The sequence below is a fragment of the Roseomonas sp. FDAARGOS_362 genome, from assembly GCF_002754815.1.
GTDB lineage: Bacteria > Pseudomonadota > Alphaproteobacteria > Acetobacterales > Acetobacteraceae > Roseomonas > Roseomonas mucosa.
Genome location: NZ_CP024588.1, coordinates 1,613,486 through 1,638,907, shown reverse-complemented (window position 1 = coordinate 1,638,907; position 25,422 = coordinate 1,613,486). Strand labels below are relative to the sequence as shown.

Annotated in this window: 24 protein-coding genes; 17 read left to right on the top strand and 7 right to left on the bottom strand. The window is 71.6% G+C overall.

What is annotated here, in order from left to right:
- Position 1: 1 nt before the first annotated feature.
- The 5 genes from glcE to CTJ15_RS12535 all read left to right on the top strand — a co-directional run bounded on the left by glcE (position 2) and on the right by CTJ15_RS12535 (position 5,773).
- Complete coding sequence (glcE, locus tag CTJ15_RS12555) at positions 2 to 1,195, top strand: glycolate oxidase subunit GlcE (RefSeq protein WP_075821822.1); 1,194 nt, start codon at positions 2 to 4, stop codon at positions 1,193 to 1,195.
- Between the two features lie 13 nt (positions 1,196 to 1,208).
- The gene (gene glcF / locus CTJ15_RS12550; RefSeq protein WP_075821823.1) at positions 1,209 to 2,531 is read left to right on the top strand and encodes a glycolate oxidase subunit GlcF; all 1,323 of its coding nucleotides are present in this window, start codon (positions 1,209 to 1,211) and stop codon (positions 2,529 to 2,531) included.
- A gap of 110 nt (positions 2,532 to 2,641) precedes the next feature.
- Positions 2,642 to 3,757, top strand: coding sequence for a TRAP transporter substrate-binding protein (locus CTJ15_RS12545; protein WP_019461072.1), 1,116 nt, complete (start codon positions 2,642 to 2,644; stop codon positions 3,755 to 3,757).
- A gap of 25 nt (positions 3,758 to 3,782) precedes the next feature.
- Positions 3,783 to 4,331, top strand: a complete 549-nt coding sequence (locus CTJ15_RS12540; protein ID WP_075821824.1) for a TRAP transporter small permease subunit — start codon at positions 3,783 to 3,785, stop codon at positions 4,329 to 4,331.
- 29 nt (positions 4,332 to 4,360) lie between these two features.
- Positions 4,361 to 5,773 (top strand): TRAP transporter large permease subunit, encoded by a 1,413-nt coding sequence (locus tag CTJ15_RS12535; RefSeq protein WP_019461074.1) that lies wholly within the window; start codon positions 4,361 to 4,363, stop codon positions 5,771 to 5,773.
- Between the two features lie 51 nt (positions 5,774 to 5,824).
- On the opposite strand, the gene CTJ15_RS12530 is transcribed toward CTJ15_RS12535, so the two are convergent.
- From CTJ15_RS12530 to CTJ15_RS12520, 3 genes are read right to left on the bottom strand one after another with little or no spacing between them, the layout of a single operon-like run.
- Entirely contained in the window at positions 5,825 to 6,421 is a 597-nt protein-coding gene (locus CTJ15_RS12530) for an LUD domain-containing protein (protein WP_019461075.1), read from the bottom strand.
- Positions 6,418 to 7,866, bottom strand: coding sequence for a lactate utilization protein B (locus CTJ15_RS12525; protein ID WP_216348984.1), 1,449 nt, complete (start codon positions 7,864 to 7,866; stop codon positions 6,418 to 6,420). Before CTJ15_RS12525 ends, CTJ15_RS12530 begins: the two co-directional genes overlap by 4 nt.
- 50 nt (positions 7,867 to 7,916) lie before the next feature.
- Positions 7,917 to 8,660, bottom strand: a complete 744-nt coding sequence (locus tag CTJ15_RS12520; protein WP_019461077.1) for a (Fe-S)-binding protein — start codon at positions 8,658 to 8,660, stop codon at positions 7,917 to 7,919.
- Between the two features lie 233 nt (positions 8,661 to 8,893).
- On the opposite strand from CTJ15_RS12520, the gene CTJ15_RS24775 reads away from it, so the two are divergent.
- From CTJ15_RS24775 to CTJ15_RS25120, 5 genes are all read left to right on the top strand, one after another.
- The gene (locus tag CTJ15_RS24775) at positions 8,894 to 10,891 is read left to right on the top strand and encodes an SDR family oxidoreductase (RefSeq protein WP_226946123.1); all 1,998 of its coding nucleotides are present in this window, start codon (positions 8,894 to 8,896) and stop codon (positions 10,889 to 10,891) included.
- 174 nt (positions 10,892 to 11,065) lie between these two features.
- Entirely contained in the window at positions 11,066 to 11,587 is a 522-nt protein-coding gene (locus CTJ15_RS12510; RefSeq protein WP_075821828.1) for a YcgN family cysteine cluster protein, read from the top strand.
- 100 nt (positions 11,588 to 11,687) lie between these two features.
- A complete protein-coding gene (locus CTJ15_RS12505) occupies positions 11,688 to 12,014 on the top strand; it encodes a cupin domain-containing protein (RefSeq protein ID WP_075821830.1) in 327 nt (108 codons plus the stop codon).
- 38 nt (positions 12,015 to 12,052) lie between these two features.
- On the top strand, positions 12,053 to 12,808 hold the full coding sequence (locus tag CTJ15_RS12500; RefSeq protein WP_079253243.1) for a M48 family metallopeptidase: 756 nt from the start codon (positions 12,053 to 12,055) through the stop codon (positions 12,806 to 12,808).
- 221 nt (positions 12,809 to 13,029) lie between these two features.
- Entirely contained in the window at positions 13,030 to 15,132 is a 2,103-nt protein-coding gene (locus CTJ15_RS25120) for an FUSC family protein (RefSeq protein ID WP_019461082.1), read from the top strand.
- 419 nt (positions 15,133 to 15,551) lie between these two features.
- Here the strand turns inward: CTJ15_RS25120 and CTJ15_RS12490 are convergent, their stop codons facing one another.
- Complete coding sequence (locus CTJ15_RS12490; RefSeq protein WP_019461083.1) at positions 15,552 to 16,397, bottom strand: TIGR01459 family HAD-type hydrolase; 846 nt, start codon at positions 16,395 to 16,397, stop codon at positions 15,552 to 15,554.
- Positions 16,394 to 17,455: a quinone-dependent dihydroorotate dehydrogenase gene (locus CTJ15_RS12485; RefSeq protein WP_075822490.1), complete on the bottom strand. Its 1,062-nt coding sequence runs from the start codon at positions 17,453 to 17,455 to the stop codon at positions 16,394 to 16,396. The genes CTJ15_RS12490 and CTJ15_RS12485 overlap by 4 nt, the downstream gene beginning before the upstream one ends.
- Positions 17,456 to 17,601: 146 nt before the next feature.
- On the opposite strand from CTJ15_RS12485, the gene CTJ15_RS12480 reads away from it, so the two are divergent.
- The 5 genes from CTJ15_RS12480 to CTJ15_RS12460 all read left to right on the top strand — a co-directional run bounded on the left by CTJ15_RS12480 (position 17,602) and on the right by CTJ15_RS12460 (position 22,399).
- Entirely contained in the window at positions 17,602 to 18,450 is an 849-nt protein-coding gene (locus CTJ15_RS12480) for a DMT family transporter (RefSeq protein ID WP_226946122.1), read from the top strand.
- Positions 18,451 to 18,538: 88 nt separating this feature from the next.
- On the top strand, positions 18,539 to 19,174 hold the full coding sequence (locus CTJ15_RS12475; RefSeq protein WP_019459790.1) for a histidine phosphatase family protein: 636 nt from the start codon (positions 18,539 to 18,541) through the stop codon (positions 19,172 to 19,174).
- A 101-nt stretch (positions 19,175 to 19,275) separates the two neighbouring features.
- Positions 19,276 to 20,109 (top strand): lipid-binding SYLF domain-containing protein, encoded by an 834-nt coding sequence (locus CTJ15_RS12470; protein WP_019459789.1) that lies wholly within the window; start codon positions 19,276 to 19,278, stop codon positions 20,107 to 20,109.
- 272 nt (positions 20,110 to 20,381) lie between these two features.
- The gene (locus tag CTJ15_RS12465; RefSeq protein WP_019459788.1) at positions 20,382 to 21,281 is read left to right on the top strand and encodes a DUF2272 domain-containing protein; all 900 of its coding nucleotides are present in this window, start codon (positions 20,382 to 20,384) and stop codon (positions 21,279 to 21,281) included.
- Positions 21,278 to 22,399 carry an NADH:flavin oxidoreductase/NADH oxidase gene (locus CTJ15_RS12460; protein WP_075822491.1) on the top strand — a complete coding sequence of 374 codons (1,122 nt, stop codon included), beginning with the start codon at positions 21,278 to 21,280 and terminating at the stop codon, positions 22,397 to 22,399. Before CTJ15_RS12465 ends, CTJ15_RS12460 begins: the two co-directional genes overlap by 4 nt.
- 72 nt (positions 22,400 to 22,471) lie before the next feature.
- Here the strand turns inward: CTJ15_RS12460 and CTJ15_RS12455 are convergent, their stop codons facing one another.
- A complete protein-coding gene (locus CTJ15_RS12455; RefSeq protein WP_019459786.1) occupies positions 22,472 to 22,843 on the bottom strand; it encodes an FKBP-type peptidyl-prolyl cis-trans isomerase in 372 nt (123 codons plus the stop codon).
- Between the two features lie 150 nt (positions 22,844 to 22,993).
- On the opposite strand from CTJ15_RS12455, the gene CTJ15_RS12450 reads away from it, so the two are divergent.
- Complete coding sequence (locus CTJ15_RS12450; RefSeq protein WP_075822492.1) at positions 22,994 to 24,166, top strand: NAD(P)/FAD-dependent oxidoreductase; 1,173 nt, start codon at positions 22,994 to 22,996, stop codon at positions 24,164 to 24,166.
- Between the two features lie 159 nt (positions 24,167 to 24,325).
- A complete protein-coding gene (locus CTJ15_RS12445) occupies positions 24,326 to 24,577 on the top strand; it encodes a hypothetical protein (RefSeq protein ID WP_076969998.1) in 252 nt (83 codons plus the stop codon).
- 39 nt (positions 24,578 to 24,616) lie between these two features.
- Here the strand turns inward: CTJ15_RS12445 and CTJ15_RS12440 are convergent, their stop codons facing one another.
- Positions 24,617 to 25,369: an SDR family NAD(P)-dependent oxidoreductase gene (locus tag CTJ15_RS12440; RefSeq protein WP_075821619.1), complete on the bottom strand. Its 753-nt coding sequence runs from the start codon at positions 25,367 to 25,369 to the stop codon at positions 24,617 to 24,619.
- Between the last annotated feature and the right edge of the window lie 53 nt (positions 25,370 to 25,422).

Below are 25,422 nucleotides of genomic sequence, written 5' to 3'. Positions count from 1 at the left end.
GATGGACGATCTTTCGGCGCCGCTGGAGGAAGCCGGCGTGGCGCGCGCCGTGGCTGAGGCCCATGCGGCGGGCGAGCCGCTGCTGGTCGAGGGCGGCGGCAGCAAGCGCGCCGCGCTGCGCCCGGTGCAGGCGGCGCGCAGCCTGTCGCTGCGGAACCTGTCGGGCATCACCTTCTACCGGCCGCAGGAGATGGTGATCTCCGCCCGCGCCGGCACGCCGATCCCGGAGATCGAGGCCGCCCTGGCCGAGAAGGGGCAGTTGCTCATCGCCGAGCCGCCCGATCCGCGCCCGCTCTTCGGTGGCAGGGCCGCGGCGACGCTGGGCGGCACGGTGGCGGCCAACCTGTCCGGCCCGCGCCGCATCAATGGCGGCGCGATGCGCGACCATGTGCTCGGGGTGCGCTTCGTGAACGGGGAGGGGGAGGTGCTGCGCTCCGGCGGGCGGGTGCTGAAGAACGTCACCGGCCTCGACCTCTGCAAGCTGCTCTCCGGCTCCCACGGCACGCTGGGGGTGATGACCGAGATCACGCTGAAGGTCCTGCCCGCCTCCGAGGCCACGGCGACGCTGGCCGTGAGGGTGCCGGACCTGCGCCAGGGTGTGGGCGCGCTTTCGGCGGCGCTTGGCAGCCCCTTCGGCGTTTCCGCCGCGGCGATCCTGCCCGATGGCCATGCCACGCTGGGGCTGGATGGAGTGCTGGCGGTGGTGCGTCTGGAGGATTTCTCCGAATCCGTCCGCTACCGCGCCGAAAGGCTGCGCGAGGCGCTGGGCCTCTATGGCGCGCTGGCGCTGATCGAGGGCGAGGATTCCCGTGCCCTCTGGCGCGCGGTCCGCGATGCCGCGCCGCTCGACGCCGTGCCGGAGGAGGCGGTCTGGCGCGTTTCCGTCCGTCCCTCCGCCGCGCCGGGCCTGGCCGGGGCGCTGCGCCGCGACTTCGGCGCGAAGCTGCTGCTCGACTGGGGCGGCGGGCTGGTCTGGGTGGCCGGGCCGGCGACGGAGGCGGCCCATGCGGCGGTGATGCGCGCCGCGCTGGCGGCGGGGGGCACCTTCCTGCTCTTCCGGGGGCCGGAGCCGCTGCGTGCCGCGGTGCCCGTCATCCCGGAGGAGGTGCCGGCGCTCGCCGCCCTCTCGCAACGCGTCAAGGCCGCGCTCGATCCGCGCGGCATCCTCAATCCGGGCCGCCTGCGGGCGGCCTGAGCACGAGACACAGATGCAGACCAGCTTCACCGCCGAGCAGCTCGAAGACCCCGACACGCAGGAATCGAACAGGATCCTGCGCACCTGCGTGCATTGCGGCTTCTGCACCGCGACCTGCCCGACCTTCGTGCTGCTGGGCGACGAGCTCGACAGCCCACGCGGCCGCATCTACCTGATCAAGGACATGCTGGAGAGCGGCAAGCCCGCCACCGAGGAGGTGGTGCGGCATGTGGATCGCTGCCTGTCCTGCCTGTCCTGCATGACCACCTGCCCCTCGGGTGTCCACTACATGCATCTGGTGGACCATGCCCGGCACTATATCGAGGAGACCTATACCCGCCCGCTGCCCGAGCGCCTGCTGCGCCGCGTGCTGGGCTGGGTGCTGCCAAGCCCGGCGCGCTTCCGGCTGGCGCTGACGGGCGCGCGGCTGGCCCGGCCCCTGCGCGGGCTGATCCCCGGCAAGGGTGCCACGAGCCAGCGGCTGCGTGCCATGCTCGACCTGGCGCCGGCCAGCCTGCCTGCCGCCAGCCCGATGCAGGCGCCGCAGGTCCACCGGGCGGAGGGTATGCGGCGCGGGCGGGTGGCGCTGCTCACCGGCTGCGCGCAGCAGGTGATCGGACCCTCGATCAACGAGGCGACGATCCGTCTGCTGACCCGCATGGGGCTCGATGTGGTGGTGACGAAGGAGCAGGGCTGCTGCGGCGCGCTGAACCATCATATGGGCCACCACGATCCCGCCATGGCCCAGGCCCGCGCCAACATCCTGGCCTGGAGCCGCGAGATCGAGGGGGAGGGGCTGGACGCCGTCGTCATCAACACCTCTGGCTGCGGCACCACGGTCAAGGATTATGGCCACATGTTCCGCGAGGAGCGGGAAAGCGAGCGCGCCGGCAAGGTGGCCGCGCTGGCGATGGATGTCTCGGAGGTGCTGACGCGCTTCGGCTACGCGCCCTCCCGCCCCGCGCCGGGGCTGAGTGTCGCCTATCACGCCGCCTGTTCCCTGCAGCACGGGCAGAAGATCACCGCCCTGCCCAAGGACCTTCTGAAGCGCGCCGGCTTCACCGTGAAGGAAGCCGCGGAGAGCCACCTCTGCTGCGGCTCCGCCGGCACCTACAACCTGCTGCAACCGGAAATCGCGGGGCAGTTGCGGGAACGCAAGCTGGGCAACATCGACCGCACCGGGGCGGACCTGATCGCGGCGGGCAATATCGGCTGCCTGACGCAGCTCGCGGGCGGTGCGCGCCCGACGGTGCATACGGTGGAGCTGCTGGACTGGATGGCGGGCGGGCCGGAGCCTGCGGCTGTCACGGGGCTCGCCGCGCGCCGGGCCGCCTAGGGGCAGGCTTCGGGAACATCCGGAAAGGCATCTTTCCAGTATGGAAACGGCGAGCTAAAGATTCCGCGAGACCGGCGCCATGAAGTGCCGGCAAAGGAAACGGAACGAGAATGGATCGTCGCAAGTTCCTCGCGGGTGCCGGGCCCGCGCTGGCCCTGCCCGCCGTCACGGCCACCGGACTGCCGGCCCCCGCCCTCGCACAGAGCGCCCCGGAGATCCGCTGGCGCTGCGCTTCCTCCTTCCCGAAATCGCTCGACACGATCTATGGCGCCGCGGATTTCATGTCGAAGCGGGTGGCGGCGCTGACCGATGGGCGGTTCCGCATCACCGTCTTCGCCGCGGGCGAGATCGTGCCGGGCCTGGCAGTCGCGGATGCGGTGCAGAACAACACCGTCGAATGCGCCCACACCGCCTCCTACTACTTCGTCGGCAAGGACCCGACCTTCGCCCTCGACGCCACCATCCCCTTCGGCATGAACACGCGCCAGACCAATGCCTGGCTGCATGCCGGGGGCGGGCGCGAGGTGCTGCGCGAGTTCTTCGACGGCTACAACATGGTCTCCATCCCCACCGGCTCCACCGGGGCGCAGATGGGCGGCTGGTTCCGCAAGGAGATCAAGACCGTCGCCGACCTGAACGGGCTCAAGATGCGCATCGCGGGCATCGCCGGGAACATGCTGCAGAAGCTGGGCGTGGTGCCGCAGCAGATCGCGGGCGGCGACATCTACCCGGCGCTGGAGCGCGGCACGATCGACGCGGCCGAATGGATCGGCCCCTATGACGACGAAAAGCTCGGCTTCAACCGGGTGGCGCCCTTCTACTACTACCCAGGGTTCTGGGAGGGCGGGCTGAACCTCTCCCTCTATGTCAGCAAGCCGAAATACGAGGAACTGCCGCCACTCTACAGGGACGCGCTGGAATCCGCCTGCCGCGACGCGACCATGGAGACCATGGCGAAGTACGACGTGCAGAACCCCCAGGCGCTGCGCCGGCTGGTGGCGGGCGGCGCGCAGCTCCGGCCCTTCCCGCGCGAAGTGATGCAGGCAGCCTACAAGTCGGCCTTCGAGCTCTATGACGAGACGGCGGCGGAGAACCCCCGCTTCAAGAAGGTCTACGACCACTTCAGGACCTTCCGCGACACGCAGCTCCAGTGGTTCCGCGTCGCCGAGAATACCTACGACAACTTCGTCTATTCCATGCAGGCACAGGAACAGCGCCGCCCATGACGCCTGGCACCACCCGGAGGACCGGATGAAACCCCTTCTCGCCTTTTCCCGGGTGGTGGACGACATCAATACCCGGGTCGGCCGGATCGCGGACTGGCTGACCCTGATCGCCGTGGTGGTAAGCGCCGGCAATGCCTTCGTGCGCTACGGCGTCTCCTGGTCCTCCAACGCGCTGCTGGAGGTCCAGTGGTACTTCTTCGCCGGCATGGTGATGCTCGGCGCGCCCTATACGCTGCTGCGCAACGAGCATGTGCGGGTGGACATCCTCTACGGCTCGATGGGGGAAAGGGCACGGCTCTGGGTGGATATCCTGGGAATCATCGTCTTCCTGCTGCCCGCCATGGCGCTGCTGACCTGGATGACCTGGCCCTTCTTCTGGGATTCCTTTGTCCGGGGGGAAGGCAGCCAGAACGCCGGCGGCCTGCTGCGCTGGCCGGTGAAGATCCTGATGCCGGTGGGCTTCCTGCTGATCACGCTTCAGGGGCTGAGCGAGCTGATCAAGCGCATCGCCCTGTTGCGCGGCCTCCAGCCGGGTGGCGAGGCGGTGATCACCTATGAACGACCGCTGCAGTAGGAAGACGCAATCCGGATGAACCCCGTTCCATGAGCCTCGAATGGATGCCGCCGCTGATGTTCGGCGGCCTGATCGTCTTCCTCGTCATCGGCTTTCCGGTGGCCTTCTCCCTGGCCGCGGTGGGGCTGTTCTTCGGCTTCCTGTCGATCGAGCTGGGCTTCTTCACCGCCGACTACCTCGGCAACCTGCCGCTGCGCGTCTTCGGCATCCTGAGCAACGACCTGCTGCTCTCCATCCCCTTCTTCACCCTGATGGGGGCGGTACTGGAACGCTGCGGCCTGGCGGAGGACCTGCTGGAAGGCACGGGGCAGCTCTTCGGCAAGGTCCCGGGCGGCCTCGCCTATGCGGTGATCATCGTGGGCGCGGTGCTTGGCGCCATCACCGGCACGGTGGCGGCCTCGGTGATCGCCATGGGCATGATCTCGCTGCCGATCATGATGCGCTACGGCTACGACATGCGCATCGCCACGGGGGTGATCGCGGCGTCCGGCACCATCACCCAGCTCATCCCGCCCTCCCTGGTGCTGATCATCCTGGGCGACCAGCTCGGCCGCTCGGTGGGTGACATGTATGCGGGGGCGATCGGCCCCTCGATCCTGCAGATCCTGCTCTTCGTCGGCTTCATCGCCGTGGTCTCCATCGTGGCGCCGCACAAGGTGCCGCCGCTGCCGGAGGAGGCGCGCACGCAGCGCGGCTGGCCGCTGATCTGGCGCGTGGCCAAGGGCATGGTGCCCTCGCTGGTGCTGATCTTCCTGGTGCTGGGCACGATCGGCCTGGGCCTCGCCACCCCCACCGAGGCCGGGGCCATGGGCGCGGTGGGCGCCATCGCGCTCGCCATGGCCAATGGGCGCTATTCCTGGCGGCTGCTGCGGGAGGCCATGGCCAATACCATGCGCATCACCGCCATGGTCATCTTCATCCTGGTCGGCGCCACGGTCTTCTCGCTGGTCTTCCAGGGCGTGGATGGCGGGCTGTGGCTGGAACACCTGCTGTCGCACCTGCCGGGCGGCCAGCTCGGCTTCCTGCTCTTCGTCAATATCTTTGTCTTCTTCCTGGCCTTCTTCCTCGATTTCTTCGAGATCGCCTTCATCATCGTGCCGCTGCTGGCACCGGTGGCGGCAAAGCTGGGCATCGACCTCGTCTGGTTCGGCGTGCTGCTCTGCATCAACCTGCAGACCAGCTTCATGCACCCGCCCTTCGGCTTCGCGCTCTTCTACCTGCGCGGCATCGCGCCGAAATCGGTGAAGACCGCGGACATCTACTGGGGCGCCATCCCCTGGCTGCTGCTGCAGATCGCCCTGGTCGCGGTGGTGATCCTCTGGCCGGAAAGCGTCACCTACTGGATCGATGCCGGCAGCAATGTGGACCCGGCCTCCGTCACCATCGACGTGCCCACACCCGGCATGGGCGAGGACGAACCACCGCCGGTGATCTTCAAGTAGCTCCCACGCACCGGGGGGTGACGGTTCCCCCCTTGGGGGGGCGCGCCGGCCTCACCCCGGGGGTGGCAGCAGCAGCACGGAGAGCGACCGCACGCCCTGGGCGCCGTGGATCAGCACGCCCTCGATATCCGCGGTGGCGGAGGGACCGGTGTGGAAGACGGTGTAGCGCGACCGCGCGAATTCCGGACGCCGGTAGGCATGGTGCAGGTTGGGCAGGATCGCGGCGGGGTCGAGCAGCACCAGCAGGTGCTGCGCCAGATAGGCGACGGAGTTCACCCCCAGCGCTTCCTCGGTGAAGCAGACCGAGCCGGTCTCCGCCACGCCGAAGCAGGCCCGCAGCACCGCCACGTCCACATCCGCCAGGCTGGCCGGCGCGGTGTCCGGTGTCAGCGGCCGGTTGCCCTGGACCTCCGGCACCATGGAGCAGATCACCACGGCTTCACGCAGGAGCGGGGCGGCGGGGGCCAGCGGATCGCCGTCCGGACCGGGCTCCAGCAGCTTGCCGCCCATCTGCGCCAGGCGCCGCCCGAATTCCGCGATGGGGCCGCCCTCCAGCTCCCGGTCGAAGAGCCCGACCTGCGGCAGCGGCACGCGCTCCGGCCGGTGCTTGCGGCGAAGCGAGGCCAGGATCGCCTCCCGGCTGCTCATGACGGCCTCCCCCCGGATTTCGCCTGCCCCCGGTTGCGGGCGTACCAGCCGTGGAAGGTTTCCCTCGGCGCTGCCGGCACCTCGCGCCCGGCGCCCCAGCGGTTCAGCGGGTTGTAGAGGGCGAAGCGCGGCAGGTGGCGCAGCGCGGAATCCGCCGCGCCGATGGCGGCCCGGAACAGCCGGGGCCGCGAAAGCACATGCCCCGCCGCCGCCATCATCGCCCGCTTGGCCATGGGCAGCTCGTGCTCCTCGGCCAGCACCTTGCGCCAGGCGAAGATCTGCTCGTGGATGTTGATCTTCACCGGGCAGACATTGGTGCAGCTGCCGTTCAGGGTCGAGGCGAAGGGCAGGCTGCTGTATTTCCGCCGGTTGAAGGTGGGGTCGAGGATCAGCCCGATCGGCCCGGCATAGGTGGCGCCATAGGACAGGCCGCCGCTGCGGCGATAGACCGGGCAGGTGTTCATGCAGGCACCGCAGCGGATGCATTTCAGCGAGGTCCAGAACTCCTCCATCCCCAGCCGGGCGGAGCGGCCATTGTCCACCAGCACGAAATGCATCTCCCCGCCCCGGCGCGGCGCCCGGAAGTGCGAGGTGTACTGCGTGATCGGCGACCCCAGGGCGGAGCGCGACAGCAGGCGGATGAAGACGCCGAGATCGGCCACGCGCGGGATCAGCTTCTCGATGCCGATGCTGGCGATGTGCAGCGGCGGCACGTTGGCCGACAGATCGGCATTGCCCTCGTTGGTGCAGACCACCACGCCGCCCGTTTCCGCCACCGCGAAGTTGCAGCCGGTCATGCCGGCATCGGCTTCCAGGATCAGCGGCCGCGTCGCCTCGCGCTGCCGCCGCGCCAGATAGGCGGCATCGTGGTTGTCCGGGTCGCTGCCCAGCGTCCTGGCGAAGACGGCGGCGACGTCGGAGCGCAGCTTGTGCACCGCCGGCACCACCACATGGCTCGGGTCCTCGTTGTCGAGCTGCTGGATGCGCTCGCCGAGATCGGTCTCCACCACCTCGATGCCGGCCTCGGCCATGGCGTCGCGGAAGCCGCATTCCTCGGTCAGCATCGACTTGCTCTTGATCAGCCGCCGTGCGCCGTGGTCGCGCAGCAGGCCGAGGACGATCCCGTTGTGCTCGGCGGCGTCCTTCGCCCAGTGGACATGCGCGCCGTTCGCCTTCGCGGCGGCCTCGAACTGCTCCAGATAGGTGTCGAGATGGGTGAGGGTGTGCTCCTTGATGGCCGAGGCCAGGGCGCGCAGCTCCTCCCATTCCGGGATGCCGTGCGCCTCGCGGTCGCGCTTCTCCCGCAGGTCCCAGAGCCGGCGGTCGTGGAAGCTCTCGTGCTCCGGCGCCTTCAGGAAGCGCGCGGCGGCCTCGGCATGGTCCACCGGCCGGTTGCCCCGCACCACGGCGCCGCGCGGCTGCGGCTCGCGCTGCGGTGCAGGGATCGGCTTCGAGCGGCCCTCGGCATGGTCAAGACCGGGCTTCGCGGTGCTGCTCACGCCATGTCTCCATTGAGGATCTGGGCGATGTGGATGAACTTCACCGGCAGCCCCATGCGCTCGGCGCAGCCCTGCTGGTGCAGCAGGCAGGAGCTGTCGGCGGATACGATGTACTCGGCGCCCGCCTGGCTGTGGTTGCGTACCTTGTCCTGGCCCATCCGGACGGAAACATCCGGCTCCGTCACCGCGAAGGTGCCGCCGAAGCCGCAGCACTCGTCATGCCGGGCAGGCGTCACCACCTCGATGCCGCGCACCCCGCGCAGCAGGTCGAGCGGCTTGGAGAAATCCGGCAGGTTCAGCTCGGAGGGCCTGGCATGGCCGAGGTTGCGCAGGGTGTTGCAGGAATAGTGGTAGCCGACCTTGTGGGGAAACTCGGCCCAGGGGAATTCCCGCACCTCCAGCACGTCGTGCAGGAACTCCACCAGCTCGAAGGTGCGGGAGCGGAGGTCGCGCAGGGCCTCCGTCTGCGGGATGGCCGTCATATGCTCCCGGACCTGCTGGACGCAGCTCCCGGAGGGCGCCACCACATAGTCGAAGCCGGTGAAGTTCCGCAGGAACAGTGATTCCGCCGCGGCGGATTCCCGGTGGAAGCCGCTGTTGGTCATCGGCTGGCCGCAGCAGGTCTGGTCGGGCGGATAGGTGACGTCGAGGCCGAGCCGTTCCAGCAACTCCAGCGTGGCAATGCCGATCTCCGGGTGGAAGGCATCGATGTAGCAGGGAATGAAAAGCCCGATCCGCATCCGGTGTCTCCGTCCTGTTCCCAGGCTCCGTTCTCTCGCCTGATACCCAGCCATGGGGGCCATGCCCCCGGATGGGCGGGCGGGTTCCGGCGTCCGCCTTTTCGACGCCGGCCCCGATCCTCCGCCCAGCCATCCCGCGCGGCAAGGGCGGATGCGCGGAAATCCGGCCTCAACCTCTCGCGAGGCGCGGCGTTCACCGGGGGAGATACCCAGACAAGGGAGTAACCCCGACCATGGCCAAGCCCCATCGCAAGCCGTTGCGCCAGCAGGTGATCGTGCTCACCGGCGCCACCTCCGGCATCGGCCTCGCCACCGCGCGGCTGGCGGCTGAGCGGGGCGCCTCGCTGGTCCTGGCCGCCCGCAACGAGGACGCCCTGCGCTCCCTGCGCGACGAGTTGCGCGCCCGGGGCGGCCGCACGGAATACGTGGTGGCCGATGTCGCCGATGCGGGGGCAATGGAGAAGGTCGCGCAGAAGGCCATCGACAGCTTCGGCGGCTTCGACAGCTGGGTGAACAATGCCGGCGCCGCGATCTATGGCCGGATCGAGGACACGCCGCTGGAGGACCAGAGGCGTCTCTTCGACGTCAACTACTGGGGCGTCGTGAACGGCACCCAGGTGGCGGTGAGGCACCTGAAGCAGCGCGGTGGCACCATCGTCAATGTCGGCTCCGTCCTGTCCGACCGGGCGATGGAGCTGCAGGGCGTCTATTCCGCCTCCAAGCACGCGGTGAAGGGCATCACCGATGCCTTCCGCATGGAGTTCGAGGAAGCGGGGTATCCGGTCTCCGTCACGCTGGTAAAGCCCAGTTCGGTGGACACGCTCTTTCCGGAGCATTCCCGCAACGTGACGGAGAGCGCGGGGCTGAAGCTGCCCGCGCCAGTCTATCATCCGCGCCTCGTGGCCAAGGCGATCCTGTACGCCTGCGAATACGCGCCCCGGACCCTGGTGGTGGGCATGGGGGGCTACGCCATCGCGCTGCTGGGCAACCACGCCCCGCGCCTGACCGACCGGGTGATGGAGGCCTTCGGGCGCCGCAGCCAGACGCGCCGGAGCCCGGGGCGGAAGGACCGCCACGACAACCTTTACGAGCCGCGCGCCGACCTGGCCGAGACGGGCGCCATCAAGGACCAGCCGGCCCCGCGCCGCACCTCCGTCCTGCTGGAAGCGCAGATGAACCCGCTCGGCACCGCCGGGGTGCTGATCGGCCTGGGCGCGCTGGCGGCTGGCGTGGCGGTGGGCGTGCACTACAGCCGCAAGTCCCGCGACCGCGCCCTGCTCCGGGAGGCCGAGGAAGCGATGCGCCGGGGCCGCTGGAGCCTCTCTCGCCTGGGCCGGCAGGGCAGCGAAGAATGGGCCGGCCTGTCCCGCAAAGGCCGCCGCCGCGCCGAGCGGCTGGCGCGCGAGGCGGAGCGCAGGGCCTCGCGCGGCGGCGGCCTGCTGGGCGGACTGTTCGGGCATGCCCGGCACGATGCCCGCGAACTGGCGGAGGACACTTCCTCCCGCGCCCACTCCCTCTGGGGACGCTGGCGGGGGCAGGCCGACGATTTCGCCGAGGAGGCGCAGGACCGGGCGCAATCCTGGCGTGGCAGCGCCCGCGGGCTGGTCGGCCAGGCGCGGCACCGGGCCGGGGATCTGGCGGAAACGGTCCAGGACCGGACCGACAGCTATCGCGATGGCGCCCGCTCCTTCCTGGGGCGGGTCCGGGGCCGCGCGGAGGACGTGGCGGAATCCGCCCATGACGCGGCGGAAGACTACCGCGACGGCGCCCGTTCCTTTCTGGGCCGTACGCGTGGCCGGGTGGAGAACGTGGCCGAGACCGCGCAGGACCGTGCCAGCGTCCTGCGGGGCGGAGCCATGTCCCTGCTGGGGCGCGGCCAGGACCGGGTGGAAGGCTTCGCCGGGGATGTCCGGGACCGGGTGGAGCACATGCGGAACGAAGCCCACGGCCTGCTGCACGGCGGGCGCCGCCGGGCCCGTCGCGGCGAGAGCGTCCTGGCCTCCCTCTTCTGCTCGCTACGGCAGGGGGTGGACAATGTGGTGGACCGGCTCTCGGGCCGCCCTTCGCGGCGCCGGACGGGCTGGCTGGGGCGGGCCTCGGAGTTGCGGGAAACCCTCCGCGACACCGCCTCCCATGCCGGGCACGACGCGGCCGAGCTTGCAGGCCGTGCCCGCAAGCGCGGTGACGCCCTGGTGCGCGACCTGCGCCGCGAGATCCGGCGCTGGGCCTGAAACCCTCCGGCCCGGCCCCGGAGGCCTGCCAGGTGCCAGTCCGGGGCTTTGGCTGGAAGCGGATCCGCGGGGCCGGAGGAGCACTCCGGCCCCACGGCGTGTGAGAGAAACCGGCGGGGCAGGGCCGCTGGTTTTCGCCTTGTGTTTGCGCCATGGGGCGCTCAGCTTGGCGGGATGCTTCCTGACCTGCCTTTCTGGAAGGCGAAATCCCTCTCCGAGATGACGCGGAGCGAATGGGAGAGCCTTTGCGACGGCTGCGGCCGCTGCTGCCTGCACAAGCTGCGCGACGACGACACGGATGAGATCCACTGGACCGAGGTGGCCTGCCGCCTGCTCGACACCTCGACCGCCCTCTGCTCTGACTATGCCAACCGCCGGGCCAAGGTGCCGGACTGCGTGAAGCTGACCCCGGCCCGGCTGAAGCGCATCGACTGGCTGCCGCCGAGCTGCGGCTACCGCCTCGTCGCCGAGGGCAGGGACCTGCCCGAATGGCATCCGCTGGTTTCCGGCGACCCGGCCACCGTCCAGGGCGCCGGCGTTTCCGTGGCCGGGCGGGTGGTGAGTGAGCGCCGCGCAGGGGCGCTGGAGGATCATGTGGTGGACTGGCCCGGGCGCTGGCCGCGTCCGGCTCCGGCCACCCGTGGCGGAAGCGAGGCCGCCCGCGTCCACTGGCGTCGGCGCCCCTTGCCAGCCTGAACCATCCGGGGGGAGGCTGGACCAGGCGCTCCGCGCCCTTTCCACCCTCGCCGTGGTGCCACGGCCCATGCCGTCGCGCCGCCAGCCCAGGAGTCCAGGCATGAGCCAGTCCGCCCGCGAAGCCCTCCGCTGCCGCGTTCCCGCCGTCGCCACCCTCCAGTCGGACAATGAGCGCGTGCGCGTCACCCGCTGGGACTTCGCCCCGGGTGCCGAGACGGGCGCCCACCGCCACGGATGGGCCTATGTCGTGGTGCCGGTGACGGACGGGACCCTGCTGGTGGAGATGGCGGACGGCACCAGCGTCACCAGCCAGCTCCAGGCCGGGCTGGCCTATGATCGCCTGGCGGGGGCGGAGCACAACGTGATCAATGCCGGCGAGGCGCCGCTTTCCTTTGTCGAGATCGAGATGAAGGGCCTGCCCGGCTGAGGCGGTCCGTGCCCGTCGCCCGGATAGGAAGCCGGACGTTGTCCCGGGGCCTCCGTCCGGGCATTCTGTCCGGCATGGAGCCGAGCACCACCGAGAGCGTCCCCCTGCGGACGGGGCCGCTCAACCGGCCGATCCCCTGCCCGGTGCGCTGGCAGCGTTCGAGCCGGGCCCGCCGCGTCTCGCTGCGCATCGACCCCTGTGCCGCCGAGGTGATCGTCACTCTGCCGCCGCGTGCCAGCCGCCAGCAGGGCATGGCGTTGCTCACCGCCCATGCCGCCTGGGTGATGGAGCGCCTGTCCTCCCTGGCGCCGCCGCAGCCTTTCCAGGACGGGGCGGAGATCCCGCTCGGCGGGGTGCCGCACCCGATCCGCCACGAGCCCCAGGCACGGGGGGGCGCCTTCCTGCAGGACGGCCGCATCGTCGTTGCCGGCGCCCCGGAATTCGTCGCGCGCCGGGTCGGTGACTTCCTGCGGGCCGAGGCGCGCCGGCGCATCGCCCCCCTGGTGGCGGAGCATGCCCGGGCGCTGGCGGTGCGCCCGCGCGCGGTCCGGCTGAAGGACACCCGCTCGCGCTGGGGTTCCTGCGCGCCGGACGGCACCCTGGCCTTTTCCTGGCGCCTCGTGATGGCGCCCGGCTGGGTGCTGGACTACGTGGCGGCGCACGAGGTTGCGCATCTGCGCGAGCTCAACCATTCCGCCCGCTTCTGGGCGCTGGTGGAAACGCGCACCCCGCATCGCGAGGCGGCCCAGGACTGGCTGCGGCTCAACGGTTCGACACTGCTGCGGATCGGCTGAGGCTGCGCCCCGCGGCAGGGGGCTGGCGACCCGGCTACGAAAGCCGCTATGCTGCAATGCAGCAATCGTGAATCGCCGCGTGGCGGAGGTGATCCCAGGATGACGCATCCCACGATGCCGGGGATCGTGCCGCCCCGGAAGGTGTCCCGCCCGGCGGGATGTCGGGCGTCGCCGCACCGGACGGCAGGCACCGCGTCCCATCACGATGGACGGCATGGGCCATGACCCCGGCCCGTCCCCGGCCGATCGCCCGGCGCCGCGCCGGCCCCGCCTGGCCGGAGCGCCTTTCGGCCCGGCTGGGGCGCTGGTCGATCTCGCTCTCCCCCCGCGCCGTCAGCCTGGGCGAAGGCCTCCGTGCCGCCGCCGCCTGCGCCCTGGTGGTGCTGGTGATGGAGCTCCTCCACTGGCCCGCCCTGTCCTGGGCCGCGATCGCGGCGCTCTGGACCTGCCTCGCCGACCCGGGCGGGCCAGGGCGGGAGCGGGCGCGGCTCATGGCGGGCTACGCGGCCGTCTCCACCCTCTGCGCCCTGGCAGGGGCTGTCAGCGGCGGGCTGGGCTGGCCCTTCGCGGCAGCGCTGCTGTGCCTCTGCACCTTCCTGGGCGGGCTGGGCCGCCTCTACGGCGCCGCCATCACCCAGGCCGGCGCCCTGGCGGTGGTGGCCTTCGCGGTGGCGGCAGACCAGCCGGTTCATTCCGCCGGGGCGGCGCTGGAATTCGGGCTGATCTTCGCGGGGGGCTGCCTTTGGGCGCTGCTGCTCAGCCTGACCCTCTGGCGCATCCATCCCTTCCGCCCCTCGCGCCTGGCCCTGGCCGCGGCCTTCCGCGACCTGGCTGCCCTGTGCGCCGACCTGGACCGGCTTCTCGCGGAGGGTTCGACGGAGAATGCCTGGGGCGAGCATGCCGGGCGCCACCGCCGCGCCGTGCGCCTGTCCATCGAGAATGCCCGCGCTGCCCTGGAGCAGCTCCTCCGCGCCCGTGGCCTGCGCGACGCGGTGGGGCGGCTGCTGATCGGGCTGGAAACGGCGGAACGGCTTTTCGCCCTGCTGATCGCGCTGGAGGACCGGCTGGAGGAGCAGGGCCAGCGGCCCACGCCACCGGACCGCCGGGCCGCCCGGCGCCAGTTGCGGCAACTGGCCGTGGTGCTGCTGCGCCAGTCCCGGCTGATGGAGGCGGGGCAGCCGCCCGATGCCCGGCTGCGCGCCGCCCTGGCCCGGCTGGAGGCCATGCCCGCCGCGCCGGAAAGCGAGGCGGGGGAGGGCCTGCACGCCATGGCCGCCGCCCTGCGCGGAATGATCGACAACGCGCCGGCTGGCCCGCCCGCGCCGCAGCCACGGCAGGCCCACAGGTTCTGGGTGCTGCTGCTGGCCAACCTGCGCTGGGAGTCGCTGGTCTTCCGCCATGCCCTGCGTTCGGCCGTGCTGGTGACCGGGGTGATGGTGCTGGCCCATCTCCTGGAATTGCCACAGGCCTACTGGGCCACGATGGCGGTGATCCTGGTGCAGCAGCCGGAGATCGCCACGACCTGGCCCCGGGCGCTGGAACGCGCGGTCGGCAGCGTGCTGGGCGGGCTGGCGGCCGCTTTCCTAGGCTGGGTGCTGGAGGGTCCCCTGGCGCTGACCCTGGCGATCTTTCCCCTGGCCATGGCGACCCTGGCGGTCCGGGGCGTGAGCTATGCGCTCTTCGTCTTCTTCCTCACGCCGCTCTTCGTGCTGCTGGTGGACCTGACCGTGCCGGGCGCGAGCCATGCCGGGCTGGCCGGGCTGCGCGCCTTCAACAACGTGCTGGGCAGCGTCATCGCCCTGGCGGGGGCCATGCTGCTCTGGCCGGAGCGGGCGCCGCAGCGGCTGCGCCTCGCCCTTGCCGGGGCATTGGAAGCGCATGCGCGCTATGCCGCGCTGGCTTTTGGACCCGACGCCGACCGGGCGGCGACCGAGGCGGCGCGGCGAGCGGCCGGGCTTGCCAGCGTCAATGCCGAAGCCTTGCGCGAGCGTGCCGCCCGTGAGCCCTGGGGGCAGGTGGGCGAGCATGGGGGCGAGGGCGAGCGACGCCAGGAGGCCGCCGGGACCGCCCTCCTGCTCCTGCGCCGCCTGGCTGGTGCCAGCACCGCCGTTTGGTTGCAGTCCGCCCGCCATTCCCGAAGCGGCGACCCGGCATTCGGCCGGCAACTGGCCGCCGGGCTGGAAGCCGTGGCGGCGGCCCTGCGCGCGGGCCGAGCTTCGCCGGAGCCCGCATGGCCGCCGGAGGAAGGACTGTCGCCGGAACAGCGCCGCGCCCTGCGCCAGGCCCGGCTGCTGCAACAGGCCGGAGCGCGCTACCTCGGCTGATCGGAACGGTGGCTTTCCCTGGGCGAGCCCGTCATGAGTTTGCGCCGTCCTTTGGGGGTGAGGCGCTGCCTCGCCCCCAAACCCCCACTCCGTGAGGACACTGCGGGCCCTGGACCCGATGAGTTGACCTCCGCTGATGCCGGACGCATCGGAGAGCCATGCTCTCCGGCGGACTGCCGGTGCCACCAGCGCGGACAGGGTGTTTTCCTTCTTGAGCTCCTTTGCCCCGCCTGCCCCCTGGGTTCGGGAAGGCAGGCCTTGTCACCCGCACCCACGCAAGGTGAGGTCCGGGGAGATACGATCTCCCCGGCGGTGGGGGTTCCGGGGGCAGGCGGAGCCTCCCCCGGGGCTGGCCACGAAGCGCAACGCCAGGACCAGGCGACGCCACCCTGCATTCGGGGCGCCGCGCCGGTTGCGCCTCAGGGCCGGAAGGCGCGCAGGGCCGCGAGGGGGAAGACCTTTTCCGCGGCGGCGATGGTGTCGAGCTGGTCCGGCGCCAGCGCGGCGGAGAGGCCGTTCAGCACCCAGACGCAGTCGAGCCCGGCGGCCTTGGCCCCGGCGAGATCGGTGCGCGGCCCGTCGCCCACGGCCAGGACCTTCTCCTTCGGCACGGCGAGGCGGCGCAGCACCGGGCCATAGACGGTCGGGTCCGGCTTGCCGACCTCGAAGATGTCGGTGACGCCCAGCAGGCGGTAGCGGTCGGCGAAGGCCCCGGCGCAGAGCAGGATGCGGCCGCCCACCACCACCTCTCGGTCCGGGTTCACGCAGACCATCGGCAGGCCCTTCTCGGCGCAGGCCCGGAGCACCGCGTCATAGGGCTCCAGCGCATGCGGGCCGAGCTGCGGGTCGGGGCCGGTGTTGAGCAGAAAGTCCGCGCCATCCGGCCGCTCCGCCAGGGTCAGGTCCAGCGTCTCGATCACGCTGAGATCGGTGGCCGGGCCGAGGTGGTAGGCGCGGCGGCCGAGCTTCGCGAACCAGGGGTCGGTGCGGTCGCGCAGCATCTCCCAGGCGACCTCGCCCGAGGTCACGGCGTCCACGTAGAGCGAACGCGGCACGCCGAGCCGGGCCAGCAGCTCCTCCACCACCCAGGAGCGGCGCGGAGCGTTGCTCAGGAAGACCACGCGCTTGCCGGCGGCCTGGAGCTGCGCCAGCGCGTCGGTGACGCCGGGATAGGCCTGCACCCCGTCATGCACCACGCCCCAGAGATCCACCACGAAGCCGTCATAGCGCTCCGCCAGCGGGGTAATGCCTTCGAAGATCTTCATGCCGCGTCAACTCCCACCGCGTCCGAGATATGCGCGAAGCCGTCGCGCCGCAGCAACGCGGCGAGGCCGCGCCTGATGTCCGGGATCAGCGCCGGTCCCTCATAGGCCAGCGCCGCGTAGATCTGCACCAGCGAGGCCCCGGCCCGGATCTTGGCATAGGCCTGTTCCGCGCTGCCGACGCCGCCCGCCCCCACCAGCACGAGCCGCCCGCGCGCCAGCCGGTGGACCGCCGCCAGCATGGCGGTGGAGGGGGCGAAGAGCGGCGGGCCGGAAAGGCCGCCCGCCTCGGCCCGGCGCGGCGAGCGCAGCGTCGAGGGGCGGGCGATGGTGGTGTTGGACACGATGATCCCGGCCACGCCCTGGGCGATGCAGGCTTCCACGATGGCCGGCAGGGCATCCTCGGCGAGGTCGGGGGCGATCTTCACCAGCAGCGGCGGCTGCTTCGCCAGCCCGGCGCGGCGCTCCGCCACGGCCGAGAGGATGGCGGTCAGACGCGCCTCGCCTTGCAGGTCCCGCAGCCCCGGCGTGTTGGGGGAGGAGACGTTGAGCGTCACGTAATCCGCGTGCGGCGCCACGGCGGCATAGAGCGCAGGGTAGTCGCGCTCCGGATCGGCGCCTTCCTTGTTGATGCCGATATTGGCGCCCAGCACGGCGGGCAGGGGGCGGGGCAGGGCCGCCAGCCGCGCCACATAGGCGTCGAGGCCGCCATTGTTGAAGCCCATGCGGTTGACCACCGCGCGGTCCTCCTCCAGCCGGAAGAGGCGCGGCCTCGGATTGCCCGCCTGGGGGCGCGGCGTGACGGTTCCGGCCTCGACGAGTCCGAAACCCAGGCGCATCAGCGGCAGCACCGCCACCGCATCCTTGTCGAAGCCGGCGGCGAGGCCGACCGGGTTGCGGAAGCGCAGGCCCAGCGCCCCGGTGGCCAGGATGGGATCGTCCGGCATGCGGTCGCGGCCGGTGAGGCCGAGGCGCAGGGCCCGCAGCGCCGCGCCGTGCGCGCGCTCGGGGTCCATGCCGCGCATCAGCGGCATGAGTGCGGAGGCGAGGGCAGGAGTCATCGGCGCCCCCTATGGACCGAAGCCGGGCATGGGGGAAGCGCGGGTTGACCACGCGCCCGGCGCCAGGGAGAAGCCGCGACAAGGGATACGCGGCCCGCGGGACGGTCGGCCTGTCGGCCCGCGGGGGGATGGGGGAGACGAACCGGGTGCGCGGACCTCTGCTGCTGCTGGCGGCGCTGGGCCTCTTTGCCCTGCTGGACACGAATTCCAAGCTGCTGTCGGGGCACTACCCGCCGCAGCAGGTGGTGGGCATCCGCTATGCCACCATGCTGACCCTGCTGCTGCTCGCGCGCCTCGCGCGCCCCGGCCTGGGCGGCGATCTGGGCACGCGGCATCCGTGGCTGCACCTGCTGCGCGCCGCCGGGATGCTGGGCTCGGCCTTCGGCTTCTTCCTGGCGCTGCGCGGCCTTGCCCTGGCCGAGGGCTACCTCGTCTATTTCACCGCGCCTTTCTTCACCCTGGCCCTGGCCGCGCTCTTCCTGCGGGAGCCGGTTCCCGCCTCCGCCTGGGGCTGGTGCGCGCTGGGCTTCGGTGGCGTGCTGATGTCGCTGCTGCCCGGTCTGACCGGCGGCGCGCCGGTGGCCTCCTATCTCTGGGCCCTGATGGGCACCGTCTGCTACTCCATCGTCATGACGATCAACCGCTGGCTGCGGCACGAGGCCGGGATGGCGCGGCTGATCCTCTGGACCTCGGCCCCCGGGCTGCTGGTGCTGCTGCCCTTCCTGATGGAAAGCTGGGTGCCGCCCGGGACGCGGGATCTCGCGGCGCTGATGGCCAACGGCGTCTTCTCCGGCGTGGCGTCGCTCTGCCTGGCCGGGGCCTTCCGCCATGCCTCGGCCTCCCGCCTCGCGCCGCTGGAATTCAGCGCGCTCGCCTATGCGGTGGTCTTCGACCTCGCGATCTGGGGCGTGGTGCCGGGACCCTGGGCCATGGCGGGCGCGGCGGTGGTGATGCTGTCGGGGGTGATGAGCCAGCGCTCGGCCCGCGCGGCCTGAACGGCGGTCGACCCGTGCCGCCACGGCACGGGAGGGGCGCCGTCAAAGGGGGCTCTCACCGGCCCGTGCCTCGGCCATAAGCGGGGCCATGATCCTGACGCGCCTCTTCCTGATCCGGCACGCCATCGTCGAGCCCTCGGCCCGGCTGACCATGTACGGGGACATGGACGTGCCGCTCTGCACCGTGGCCCTGGCGGCGGAGCAGGTGGCCCATGCCTGGCTGGCCGAGCGGCTGCCGCGCCCGGCCCGCTGGTTCTGCACGCCGCTGGCGCGGACCCGCTCCACCGCGGCGGCCGTCTTCGCCGGAGGCTATCCCGAGCAGAGGCTGACCGTGCTGCCGGACATGCGCGAGCAGAACCTGGGCCGCTGGCAGGGGCTGACGCATGAGGAGTTCACCGCCCTGTTGCGCGACCCGCCGCACCCGTTCTGGCCGCATTCGGCCGAGGAGCGGCCGCCCGGCGGGGAAAGCGTCGGCGACGTGGTGAAGCGCGTCGGCCCGGTGCTGGACGATCTGGTGGACAAGTATCCGGGCGAATCGCTGGTGATCGTGGCGCATGGCGGCTCGATCCGCGCCGCGCTGGCCCATGCCTGCGGCTTCAGCCCCTATCAGGCGTTGCAGTTCTCCGTCCGCAACCTGTCCCTGACCCGGCTGGAGAATCTCAGCGGCCAGTGGCGCGTCGGCGCGGTGAACGAGGAGCCGCCCGGCCTCAGCGCACTGCACTGAGGCGGCCGGAAATCCGTCCTCCGGAGGCGCCGACGCTTGGTCACAGCCATTCTTTGCGTTTAGAACAGGGATCGGGACCAAGGGGTTAGGGGGAGAATTTGATGCGCCGTGCGATGTGCCTTGTGCTTCTCATGGCGCTGGCGGCCTGCGGCGGGGGCTCGATCCCACCGGCCGCCGAGCAGCAGACGCTGGTGGACCGCGCGACGCTGACAGCGCAGGAGATGCTGGGCCAGGGCGATCCGGGTGTGCGGCAGGACACCCAGGGCTCGCTCCGCCGTTCCCGCGCGGTGATGATCTGCCCGCGCGTGCTGAAGGCGGGCTTCATCCTGGGGGCGCAGGGCGGCAGTTGCGTGCTGACGGCGCGTGACGGGGCGGGATCCTGGTCTTCGCCGGCCTTCTACAGCTTCGGCTCCGGCTCGCTCGGCCTGCAGATCGGCCTGCAGGACGCACAGCTCATGTTCTTCATCCTGACGGACAAGGGGCTGAACGCCGTGCTGGACAACCAGGTCAAGCTCGGCGGCGACATCTCCATCGCCCTGGTGACGGTGGGCGGCGGCATGGGCGGCGCGACCACCACGGCGGCCGGAGCGGACGTGGTGGCCTATGCCAAGACCCGCGGCCTCTATGCCGGCATCACCCTCGATGGCGCGGTGATGAGCCCTTATCACGAAGGCAACCAGGCCTATTACGGGCGGGCGGTCGCGGTGCGCGACATCGTGCTCAGCATGACCGCCTACAACCAGGGCGCCGACCCGCTGCGCGCGGTGCTGATGCAGTACGGCGCCAGCCAAGCCGTCGTACCGCCCTCCGCGCAGCCCTATGCGGCGCCGGCCCAAGGGAGTGTCCCGGGCGCCGCCCCCTATGGTCAGGCCGCGCCCCCCGCCTACAGCGCCCCGGTGACCGGCGGCGGGATCACGCGCGAGACGCTGCACTGACCGTCCCGGCGCGGGAGCGGACCGCGCCGGATGCCGTGGCGCCGCTGCCCCCGTGCAGGGAACGAGGTGCCGCCGCCGGCATCCCCGGCGCGAAAGCCGGGGATGCAACCCCGGGTGGTGCGGGTCCGTCGGCATGGTGCTATCCAGCGGGCCGTCCCGCGGCTGGCCAACCGGCCTCCGTGCCTCTGCCTTCGGGCGGGCGTGATCCACGGCCGTCCCCCTTCCTCCACAGACCTGGCGCGAAGCCCGGTCCTGTTCCGGATCACCGCCCGATGCGCCTGTCCGCGCCCTCCGCTTCCGCCGGGAGGCGGGTCCACGCCCTGTTGCTGGCACTGTGGCCCACCGCCCTGCTCGCCGCCTGCGCCACGCCGCCGCAGGCCACGGCCCGGTTCCGCGAGCCGCCGCTCTCCTATCCGCCCTCCACCCGGGAGCGGATCGTCCGCTTCGCGCTGACGGAATGGCAGGACTGGGGCGGCTACGTCACCACGCCCGGCGAGAAGCACCCGCCCAGCAAGGCACCGGGACCGGAATCGGCCATCGCCAACTTCCCCCGCGTCCTCGCCTACTGGCGCGCGGTGGAGGAGGACCGGCCGGTGATCGACCGGAACCGGGACCGCTATGCCGCCGCCCTGCAAGGCGCGGCGACGGCCCCCTGGCGCGAGCCCGCCTGGTCGGCGGCCTTCATCTCCTGGGTGATGCGCTCCGCCGGGGTGGACCAGCGCGAGTTCGCAGGGAACGCCGCGCATTCCTTCTACCTGGACGCCATCCTGGCCGACGCGCGGGATTTCCCGGCCCAGGCGCCCTTCGTCCCGCACAGCATCGGCGACTATGCCCCTGCACCGGGCGATCTGGTCTGCGGCGACCGCTCGCGCCGCCCGCTCACCGACTGGCGGGAGAGGCTGGCGGAGATCGGGCAGTTCCGCGCCATGCATTGCGACATCGTGGTGCGGGTCGGACCTTTCGTGGCGGAAGCGGTCGGCGGCAATGTGGAGGATGCGGTCACCATGACGCGCTTCCCCACCGATGCCTCGGGGCGCCTGCTGCCGCGCCCGGCGGGGGAGCCCGTCCTGTTCGGCGTGATCGAGGACCGGATCGGCAGGCTGCCGCCCTTCGGCGCGGCCATACCCATCCCCGCCAATCCCCCGGCCAGCATCGGAGCGCCCGTCTCGTGACCGACCAGCCCAGCACCTCGCTCTTCACGCCGCTGACCATGCGGGGCGTGACCCTGCCGAACCGGATCGGCGTCTCGCCCATGTGCCAGTACTGCTGCGCGCCGGATGGCAGGCCCACGGAATGGCACCTGCAGCACCTCCTTTCCCGCGCCCTGGGCGGGGCGGGGCTGGTGATGACCGAGGCCGCCGCCGTGCTGCCGGAAGGGCGCATCACCCCCTGGGACCTCGGAATCTGGGAGGAGGCGCAGGTGCCGGGCCATGCCCGCCTCGCCGCCGCCATCGCCCGCGCCGGAGCGGTGCCGGCGATCCAGCTCGCCCATGCCGGGCGCAAGGGCAGCCGTAACCCGCCCTGGAGGCATGGCCCGGCCTCGGAGCATGGCTGGGAGCCGGTCGGGCCGAGTGCCGTGCCCTTCGAGGGCTATGCCACGCCGCACGCCATGAGCGAGGCGGAGATCGGCGCCACGATCGCCGGTTTCGTCGAGGCCGCGCGGCGGGCGGTGCAGGCGGGCTACCGGGTGGTCGAACTCCACGCGGCGCATGGCTACCTGCTGCACCAGTTCCTCTCGCCCCTCGCGAATCGCCGCGACGACGGCTGGGGCGGCGGTTTCGCCGGGCGGACGCGGCTGGCGCGCGAAACGGCGGCCGCGCTCCGTGCCGCCTTGCCGGGCGACGTGCCGCTCTGGGTGCGGATCAGCCACACCGACTGGGTGGAAGGCGGCTGGACCACGGAGGAAAGCGTGGAACTGGCGCGCCGGCTGCGGGAGGCCGGCGTGGATCTGGTGGATGTCTCCTCCGGCGGCAACGCGGCCCATGCGGAGATCCCGGTCGGTCCCGGCTATCAGGTGCCGGGCGCTGCGGCGGTGCGGCGGGGCGCCGGCATCCCGGTGGCCGCCGTGGGCATGATCACCGAGCCGCAGCAGGCCCAGGCGATCCTGGCCGAGGGCAAGGCGGATCTGGTGCTGCTGGCACGGGCCATCCTGAAGGACCCCTACTGGCCTGTCCGGGCCGCCGAGGCGCTGGGCCGGACGAGCGACCTCTCCATCCCGCCGCAATACGAGCGCGGCTGGGGCAAGTATCCGCTGCGGGACGGGGTGGCGGCACCGATGCCGCCCCTCTGATACGGCCCCTGTAGCGGGGAGGCCGTGGCGGAACCGGGGCCGGCGCTTTGGCGCCGACCCGGAACCCTGGGCTCAGCCGAGGCCGAGCAGTTCCACGTCGAAGATCAGCGTGGCGTTGGGCGGGATCACGCCGCCGGCGCCGCGCGCGCCATAGCCGTGCTCCGGCGGCAGGACGAGGATGCGGCGCCCGCCCACCTTCATGGTGGAGACGCCGATATCCCAGCCGGAGATGACTTGCCCCATGCCGATCATGAACTGGAAAGGGTCGCCGCGGTCGCGGGAGCTGTCGAACTTGCGGCCCGGCTTGCCCTGGTCGTCGAGCCAGCCGGTGTAGTGGACGGTGACCCACTGGCCGGGACGGGGGGATTCCCCCTCGCCGACCACCTCGTCACGGTAGCGGATGCCCGAAGGCAGGGTGCTGTACTGGTCGGCGCTGTCGGTCATACCCGGAATCCCTGAACTGGGTCCGCCCGCTTGTAGGGCAGGGGCGGGCCGAGGCCAAACCCGGGCGGTTTCCCCGGCCGGTCAACTGTTTGGGGGCGATTCACGAGTCCGGCGGTTCCGCCGGCGGCGGCCACGGGCTAGGGAGCCGCGATGGAATCCTTCGATGCGGTGATCCTGGGCGCCGGGGCGGCGGGGCTGATGTGTGCCATGGCGGCGGGACAGCGCGGGCGGCGCGTGCTGCTGCTCGACCATGCGGACCAGGCGGGGGCCAAGATCCTGATCTCCGGCGGCGGGCGCTGCAACTTCACCAACCTGGGCGTGGTGCCGGAGCGCTTCTTCTCCGCCAACCCACATTTCGCGAAATCCGCCCTGCGCCGCTACACGCAGCACGACTTCCTGGCACTGGTGGAGAAGCACCGCATCGCCTGGCACGAGAAGACGCTGGGCCAGCTCTTCTGCGACGGTTCGGCGCGGGCCGTCCTCGCCATGCTGCTGGCGGAATGCCAGGCGGCGCGGGTGGAGCTGCGGCTGCGACACCGGATCACCGCAGTCGCCCATGACGGCGGCGGCTTCCGCGTGGAGACCGACCGGGGCGCCTTCGCCGCGCCGGCGCTGGTGCTGGCGACGGGCGGTCCCTCCATCCCGAAGATGGGCGCCACCGGCTTCGCCTATGACGTCGCGCGGCAGTTCGGCCTGCCGCTGGTGGAGCCGCGCCCGGCCCTGGTGCCGCTGACCTTCGCCGGGGAGGCGCTGGAGATGATGCGCCCGCTGAGCGGCGTGTCGTTGGAGGCGGTGGCCCGCTGCGGCCGCCATGCCTTCCGGGAGGCGGTGCTCTTCACCCATCGTGGCCTGTCCGGCCCAGCCATCCTGCAGATCTCCTCGCCCTGGCGGGAGGGGGAGGCGGTCATCCTGGACCTGCTGCCGGACCGCGATGCCGCCGCCTTCCTGATCGAGCGCAAGAACAGCCGTCCGCGCGCCGAATTGCGGACCGTGCTGGGGGAGGTGCTGCCGCAGCGCCTGGCGGTCGCCCTGGCGGACGGCGTGGCACGGCCCATGGGGGAGTTGCCGGACCGGGAACTGCGCCGGGTGGCGGAGGGGCTGAAGAGCCGCCGCCTGGTCCCCAGCGGCACGGAGGGCTATGCCAAGGCCGAGGTCACGCTGGGCGGCATCGACACGCGGGCGCTTTCCTCCCAGACCATGGAGGCGCGCGACGTGCCCGGCCTCTATGCGATCGGGGAGGCGGTGGACGTCACCGGCTGGCTCGGCGGCTACAACTTCCAGTGGGCCTGGTCGAGCGGCTGGTGCGCCGGACAGGCGCTCTGACTTCGCCTGGAGGGCACCGCCCGGAAGGTTCTTTTTCCGTTCCCGGATGGCCCTGGATGTAAATCAGCGTTTTCAAGGGTTTGTATTCGCGGGGCGCTTGCGTTCTATGGGGCCATGCCCAAGCTCCGCGCTTTTCTCCGGAACCTTGCCGTCGTTGCCGTGACCGTGCTGATCGGGACTGGCGTCGTTGCCCTGACCGGCTTTCCCTGGTGGGTCAGCGGCCCGCTCTATGTGGCCGTGGTGGCCGGGCTGCTGACCTGGGCCGAGAGCCTGCCGCCGCCGAAGCCAGCGAGGAAGCGGGTCCGGAAGGCACCGTCCGCCCGCCGCCCCGGCAGCGCGGCGAAACCCCGCCGCAGCAAGGCCGAGGCGGCGCCCCAGGCCCTGCTGCCGGCGCCGGACAAGAAGGGCTAGGCGCGGAGCGGTCCGCCCTCCCGGCAAAGGGCGGCCCGCTCAGGTGCGGATCGAGTTGCCTCCGTCCACCGTCAGCGTGGCGCCGGTGACGTAGCTGGCCTTGCCGGAGCAGAGGTAGAGCACCGCCGCGGCGGCATCGTCGGGGCCGCTGGTGCGGCCCAGCGGGATGCGGGTCAGCATGTTGGAGACGTATTCGTCGCTCAGCGGACTGACCTCGCTGCCCGGGGCGAAGCCGGGCTCGACCGCGTTCACGCGGATGCCGCGCGGCGCGAAATCCAGGGCGAGCCCCTTGGTGAGCCGGTCCAGCGTGGTCTTGGAGGTGCAATAGGCGACGCGGGCCGGGTTCATCTTCCGCGAGGCGCCGGAGGAGATGTTGACGATGCAGCCCTGCACGCCCTCCGCCACCATCAGATGCGCCACCTCCCGCGACAGGATGAAGACGGCGCGGACATTGACGCCGAAGACCCGGTCCCATTCTCTGGTCGGCAGGTCGAAAAGGTCGCCGCCGGGATAGATGCCGGCATTGTTCACCAGGATGTCCACCCCGCCCCAGCCCGCCTTCACATGGGCGGCGAGGTCGCGGATCGAGGCTTCCTCCATCAGCTCCGTCCGGTGGAGCATGACACGCTCCTCCGGCAGGGCCAGTTCCTCGGCCAGGGATTCCAGTGCCTCCGCCCGGTTGTCGGACAGGCAGAGGCGCGCGCCCTCGCGGGCGAAGGCCCGGGCGATCCAGCGTCCGTAAATGCCCCCGGCCCCGGTGACGATGACGCGCTTGTCCTGGAATTCCATCATGCCGAGTCCGGTTGGGAAAAGGGCGCGCAGCATGGTCCCGTGCAAAGGGTCCT

Excerpts from the sequence above, each read along its gene's own strand:
- CTJ15_RS12450 (WP_075822492.1), top strand. The coding sequence starts at position 22,994 with ATGGAATCCTTCGATGCGGTGATCCTGGGCGCCGGGGCGGCGGGGCTG.
- CTJ15_RS12510 (WP_075821828.1), top strand. The coding sequence starts at position 11,066 with ATGCTTCCTGACCTGCCTTTCTGGAAGGCGAAATCCCTCTCCGAGATG.
- CTJ15_RS12455 (WP_019459786.1), bottom strand. The coding sequence starts at position 22,843 with ATGACCGACAGCGCCGACCAGTACAGCACCCTGCCTTCGGGCATCCGC.
- CTJ15_RS24775 (WP_226946123.1), top strand. The coding sequence starts at position 8,894 with ATGGCCAAGCCCCATCGCAAGCCGTTGCGCCAGCAGGTGATCGTGCTC.
- CTJ15_RS12490 (WP_019461083.1), bottom strand. The coding sequence starts at position 16,397 with ATGAAGATCTTCGAAGGCATTACCCCGCTGGCGGAGCGCTATGACGGC.
- CTJ15_RS12520 (WP_019461077.1), bottom strand. The coding sequence starts at position 8,660 with ATGCGGATCGGGCTTTTCATTCCCTGCTACATCGATGCCTTCCACCCG.
- CTJ15_RS12470 (WP_019459789.1), top strand. The coding sequence starts at position 19,276 with ATGCGCCGTGCGATGTGCCTTGTGCTTCTCATGGCGCTGGCGGCCTGC.
- CTJ15_RS12465 (WP_019459788.1), top strand. The coding sequence starts at position 20,382 with ATGCGCCTGTCCGCGCCCTCCGCTTCCGCCGGGAGGCGGGTCCACGCC.
- CTJ15_RS12545 (WP_019461072.1), top strand. The coding sequence starts at position 2,642 with ATGGATCGTCGCAAGTTCCTCGCGGGTGCCGGGCCCGCGCTGGCCCTG.
- CTJ15_RS12485 (WP_075822490.1), bottom strand. The coding sequence starts at position 17,455 with ATGACTCCTGCCCTCGCCTCCGCACTCATGCCGCTGATGCGCGGCATG.
- glcF (WP_075821823.1), top strand. The coding sequence starts at position 1,209 with ATGCAGACCAGCTTCACCGCCGAGCAGCTCGAAGACCCCGACACGCAG.
- CTJ15_RS12540 (WP_075821824.1), top strand. The coding sequence starts at position 3,783 with ATGAAACCCCTTCTCGCCTTTTCCCGGGTGGTGGACGACATCAATACC.
- glcE (WP_075821822.1), top strand. The coding sequence starts at position 2 with ATGGACGATCTTTCGGCGCCGCTGGAGGAAGCCGGCGTGGCGCGCGCC.
- CTJ15_RS12535 (WP_019461074.1), top strand. The coding sequence starts at position 4,361 with ATGAGCCTCGAATGGATGCCGCCGCTGATGTTCGGCGGCCTGATCGTC.
- CTJ15_RS12530 (WP_019461075.1), bottom strand. The coding sequence starts at position 6,421 with ATGAGCAGCCGGGAGGCGATCCTGGCCTCGCTTCGCCGCAAGCACCGG.
- CTJ15_RS25120 (WP_019461082.1), top strand. The coding sequence starts at position 13,030 with ATGACCCCGGCCCGTCCCCGGCCGATCGCCCGGCGCCGCGCCGGCCCC.
- CTJ15_RS12475 (WP_019459790.1), top strand. The coding sequence starts at position 18,539 with ATGATCCTGACGCGCCTCTTCCTGATCCGGCACGCCATCGTCGAGCCC.
- CTJ15_RS12440 (WP_075821619.1), bottom strand. The coding sequence starts at position 25,369 with ATGATGGAATTCCAGGACAAGCGCGTCATCGTCACCGGGGCCGGGGGC.
- CTJ15_RS12505 (WP_075821830.1), top strand. The coding sequence starts at position 11,688 with ATGAGCCAGTCCGCCCGCGAAGCCCTCCGCTGCCGCGTTCCCGCCGTC.